The 4,776-nt window shown below is 38.5% G+C and carries 4 protein-coding genes; all 4 read right to left on the minus strand.

Annotated features, from left to right (window positions below; translation table 11 throughout):
* The coding region (locus tag VLB74_RS10855) for a DNA alkylation repair protein (RefSeq protein WP_325203479.1) at positions 1-215 on the minus strand (215 nt) is incomplete at its 3' end.
* A gap of 122 nt (positions 216-337) precedes the next feature.
* Entirely contained in the window at positions 338-2,866 is a 2,529-nt protein-coding gene (locus VLB74_RS10860; protein ID WP_325203480.1) for a cation-translocating P-type ATPase, read from the minus strand.
* A gap of 129 nt (positions 2,867-2,995) precedes the next feature.
* The gene (locus tag VLB74_RS10865) at positions 2,996-3,379 is read right to left on the minus strand and encodes a PUR family DNA/RNA-binding protein (protein ID WP_325203481.1); all 384 of its coding nucleotides are present in this window, start codon (positions 3,377-3,379) and stop codon (positions 2,996-2,998) included.
* A 73-nt stretch (positions 3,380-3,452) separates the two neighbouring features.
* Positions 3,453-4,776: ABC transporter ATP-binding protein (locus VLB74_RS10870; protein WP_325203482.1), on the minus strand; the 1,324-nt coding region annotated here is incomplete at its 5' end.

Raw genomic sequence — 4,776 nt, forward strand, 5'->3', positions numbered from 1 at the left:
GCAATTAATCCGGCGAGGTACATCGCATCGGCATTATTAGTCGCATATAGTTCAAGAGCCAATGCATAATCCTTTTTTATTTTCTTTTCGATGGTTTTTAAGTGTTCAATCTTAACGCCAAAAAAAGGTTCTTTTACGCCATGTTTCAATAGTATCTTTTTAATGTTTTCGCTTCCGAAAGATTCCAATTGCGCCATGATTTCTGTAGTTGTCATACCAGATGTTTTTTAGTGTAGATTTTTTTGATGCTTCGAAATCAAATATACAAAAAGGAAGTTCCGATACCGACACTTGTTGGTGACCAGGTATAGCTTTTTTTGAAACTTTTTGGTGTCTATCAGAGACTACCTTTCATTTTATAAGTTTTTTTTCTTCGTCGCCATTTCAGTATTTCCATCCACAAAACAGAAGTGCTGCTTACTATAATACAGATGGCTAACTGCAAAAGCGACAGCGGTTGTACTTTGAAAAATGTTGCGGTAATTGGAAGATATAAAATTAAAGCCAGCACGATTACTGTGACTGTGTTCAAAGCAAACATCGTATTGTTTTTATATTTCAGGGTAGTGAATATCGAATAGTAGAAAGACCGGTTGGTAAGCGACAATATGATATTTGCAAAAACTAATGTAACGAAAACCATTGTCCGGGTCAGTTGCTCGTTTTCATAGAGCTGTGCACTATACTGATATACAAAAAGAATTCCCACCGTAATAGCCAATCCCTGAATAATACTGGTACTCATTTCCTTAAACGACAAAAAGGTACTTCGCAGCGGTCTCGGAGGAAATTCCATGCTGTTTTTTTCCAAGGGCTCATTTTCGTAAGCGATGGAGCACATTGGCCCCATAACCAGTTCCAGAAAAATTACATGTACAGGAGTGAAAATGTCGGGGTATTTCCAACCCAGAAATAAAGGGAGGGATACTGTCAGTATAATCGGAATATGGATAGAAACTATGTATTGTACTGCTTTTTTAATATTGGCATAAATTCGTCTTCCTGTAGCTACGGCTACGACCATTTTTGATAAATCGTCATCAATCAGAATCAGATCGGCCGCATTTTTTGCGATTTGGGTGCCTTTTTGCCCCATGGCAATACCAATGTGTGAAGCTTTTAATGCAGGACCGTCATTTACACCGTCACCAACCATTGCTACTATTTGATGGTCATCTTTCAATGTATTTACGATACTTAATTTGGCCTCGGGAAACATTCTGGTAAGTAAGTTGGTGTCGTGTATGGCTTCTTTACGTTGCTGTTCATTCAATTTCATTAAATCGGCGCCGTTTATGAATTTTGCAGTATCGGGAATTCCTATTTTTTCTGCGATGGCTTTTGTGGTAAGCGCATTATCGCCGGTAACAACCTTTATTTTTATTCCGGCCTTTAAAAATTGATCGATTACTTCTCGGATATTGTCTTTCGGAGGGTCATAAAAAGCGATGAGACCTGCAAAATGAAAAGGTAATTCTTGTTGTGTTTGTGGGAATTCCGTGTCCTGATAGTCTGAATAACCCACACCCAATATTCTGAAACCCTGTGAGGCTAATGAATTACAGATGTCAAGAATTTTCTTTTTTTGGTTTTCATTGAGATCCGCTACATTTAGAAGTGCTTCAGGTGCGCCTTTTGCTGCGATTATCCGTTTTTCGTTTTTATTTTTAAACAGATGTGTCATCATCGGCGGTGTTCCGTCAAGCGGGTATTCATGGAACATTTTAAATATGGAACGCTCATCTGTTTCAGTTATTTTTTCATAAACCCGGTGGAGTGTCTTTTCCATGGCGTCGAAAGGGATGGGTTCGCTTGCCCACATGGCCAGGGTAATTACTTTCTTTATTTCGGCATCGTTCCAGTTTTCATCCTCGCAAAGGGTGTTGTTTTTCAATGCATATACGGCTTGTAACTTCATTCTGTTTTCGGTCAGCGTTCCTGTTTTGTCAGTGCAGATAACTGTGGCGCCTCCAAGGGTTTCTACAGTTCGTGTTTTTTTTACGATGATTCCTTCTCTCATCAGACGCCAGGATCCCAAAGCCATGAAGGTGGTAAAGGCGACCGGGATTTCTTCAGGAAGTATGGACATGGCCAATGTCAGCCCTTTAAGCAAACTGTGGAGTAAATCATGTGTTTTCCAAAAGTATACGGCCCAAACGGCGGCGAAAACGGCAATTCCGACATAAGCCATTTTTTTTACAAAGTTTTCTATTTGCTGCTGTAGCGGTGTTGGTTCTTCCTTTATGGAAATCAGGGATGAGCCGAGTTTTCCCAAGATGGTGTTTGTGCCTATTTCGGTAACACGGAATATTGCAAGTCCGGAGGCGACCAAAGTACCGCTGTAGACCTTTTTGTCTTCCGATTTTTCCGATTTGAAAACAGAGTATGCTTCACCGGTTAATGAAGCTTCGTTTAACGAAAAATCATTGCTGTGGACAATTTCACCATCAGCATTGATCAGGTTGCCTTCTTCCGCAATGACTAAATCGCCGACTACGATTTCTTTTGTTGGGATTTGTGTTTTTTCTCCTTTCCGCAACACCGTTGTAAGCGGTTCGTTAAGGGATTCCAAAGCGTCCAGGGCTTTTCGGTTACGTGTGTCCTGATAAAATGAAATTCCGGAAACGGCTATGAGCGCACACAACATAAACCAGGCTTCGCTGTTTTGATTAAGGATAAAATAGATTGCAGATATTGCCAGCAGTAAAAGCAACATGGGTTCTTTTAATAAATCAAATACAGCTTTCCACCAACGGTAGTGCGGTTTTTGTATTTGTTCGTTGCTTCCGGATTTTTTTCGGGAAGCAGCGACTTCTTCATCATTTAATCCGGTGAGATAAGAAGGGATGTTGGTTCTTTCGGACATTGTCGGCTAACGTTGTACTCAAATTTACGTTATTCTGTCTAAAAAGGAAAGATTTTTGGCGGTGATGTAAAAAGAAAAAGTCCAAAATCTTTCGACCTGGACTTTTTTGTATATGTTCTTGACGGATTATTAGATATCATCAAAATCGATATCAGTATAACTTCCAGCAGTTCTTGTTTCAGTTTCTACTGTTGTTCTTTCGCTGAAAAATTCTTTTTTGAAATCTTTTTGATGTCTTTCAGAGATTACTTCTTCACCTTTATGGTTTAACACATAAGAAGTCATTTCATCTAATATTTCTTTAAAAGCTGCGAAATCTTCTTTGTATAAATAGATTTTGTGTTTTTTGAAATGGAAGGAACCGTCTTCTTCAGTGAACTTTTTGCTTTCGGTAACTGTAATGTAATAATCGTCAGCTTTAGTTGCTCTTACATCAAAGAAATACGTTCTTCTTCCGGCTCTTAAAACTTTAGAAAAAATTTCTTCTTTTTCTAATAAATCATTTTCTCTCATAATCCTTCTGTCAAATATTAATTGTGTTAAGTAGAAACCAAAAATCTAAAAAAAAACCAAAATAACCAAGATTTTATTGCATTTCTTTTTCGGAAAGTTGCTTATAGAACAATTCTTTGTAATAACCTTCCTGATTTACAAGCTGATAGTGTGCTCCCTGCTGAATTATTTTTCCGTCTTCTAGAATAATTATCTTATCGGCGTTCTTGGCAGATGAAACTCTGTGGCTAACAATGATAGTGGTTTTGTCTTTGCAGAATTCCATCAGGTTATTTAGGATTGCTTCTTCGGTTTCGGTGTCAACGGCTGAAAGACAGTCGTCTAAAAGTAGGATAGGGGCATTTTTTATCAGTGCCCTTGCGATAGAAACCCGCTGTTTTTGTCCGCCCGAAAGTGTAATTCCGCGTTCGCCTAAAATAGTGTCATATTGATTTTTAAATTTCATGATGTTTTTATGAACCACCGCCTTTTTGGCTGCTGTGATAACTTCTTCGTCGGTAGCATCTTCTTTACCGAATTTAATATTGTTTTTGATGGAATCCGAAAACAAAAAAGCATCCTGCGGAACAAAACCGATGTGGTCACGAACATCATATAAGTTGTGGTCTTTGATATTGATTCCGTCAATTTTTACGGCGCCGTCATTTACATCATACAATCGGCTGATGAGGGAAAGAAGTGTTGATTTTCCTGAACCCGTTTTCCCTAAAATAGCCAGTGTTTCCCCTTTGTTGATGGTTAGTGAAATGTTCTGAAGTGCTTTGATATTGGTGTCTTCATAGGTAAAGGATACATTTTCAAAAGCTATCTTTCCGTTGATGTTGGTTTTTTCTTTTACCGTATTTTGAATTTCAGGAACGACTTTCAAAAACTCGTTAATACGTTTTTGAGACGCTTCGGCTTCCTGAACCATGGAAGAAACCCAGCCCAAGGAGGCAACAGGCCATGTCAGCATGTTGATGTAAAGTATAAACTCGGCGATAACACCAATATCAGGGATAGATCCGTTGATGTACATTGTACCGCCTACATAAATAACAACCAGGTTACTAATGCCGATCAGTAAAATCATAAGAGGGCCGAACAGTGATTGAACTCTCGCTAAATCCAGGTTTTTGGTTTTACTTTCTTCAGACAGATTTACGAAATCGCTTTGTTTGTTGCTTTCAATCGCATAGGCTTTAATGACCCTGATTCCGGAAAACATTTCCTGTGTAAATGTGGAAAGTTTTGATAGGTTCTGCTGATAAGCTGTACTTCGTTTATTGATTTCAGAACTTATTTTGAAGATGCTGTAACCTAAAATCGGTAATGGTAATAAAGAATAAAGCGTCAATTTCGGAGAAACTAAATACATCTGAACCGTAACCACGGCAAAACGGATGATGGTATTTATG

The organism is Flavobacterium sp. (assembly GCF_035456225.1).
Taxonomy (GTDB): Bacteria; Bacteroidota; Bacteroidia; order Flavobacteriales; family Flavobacteriaceae; genus Flavobacterium.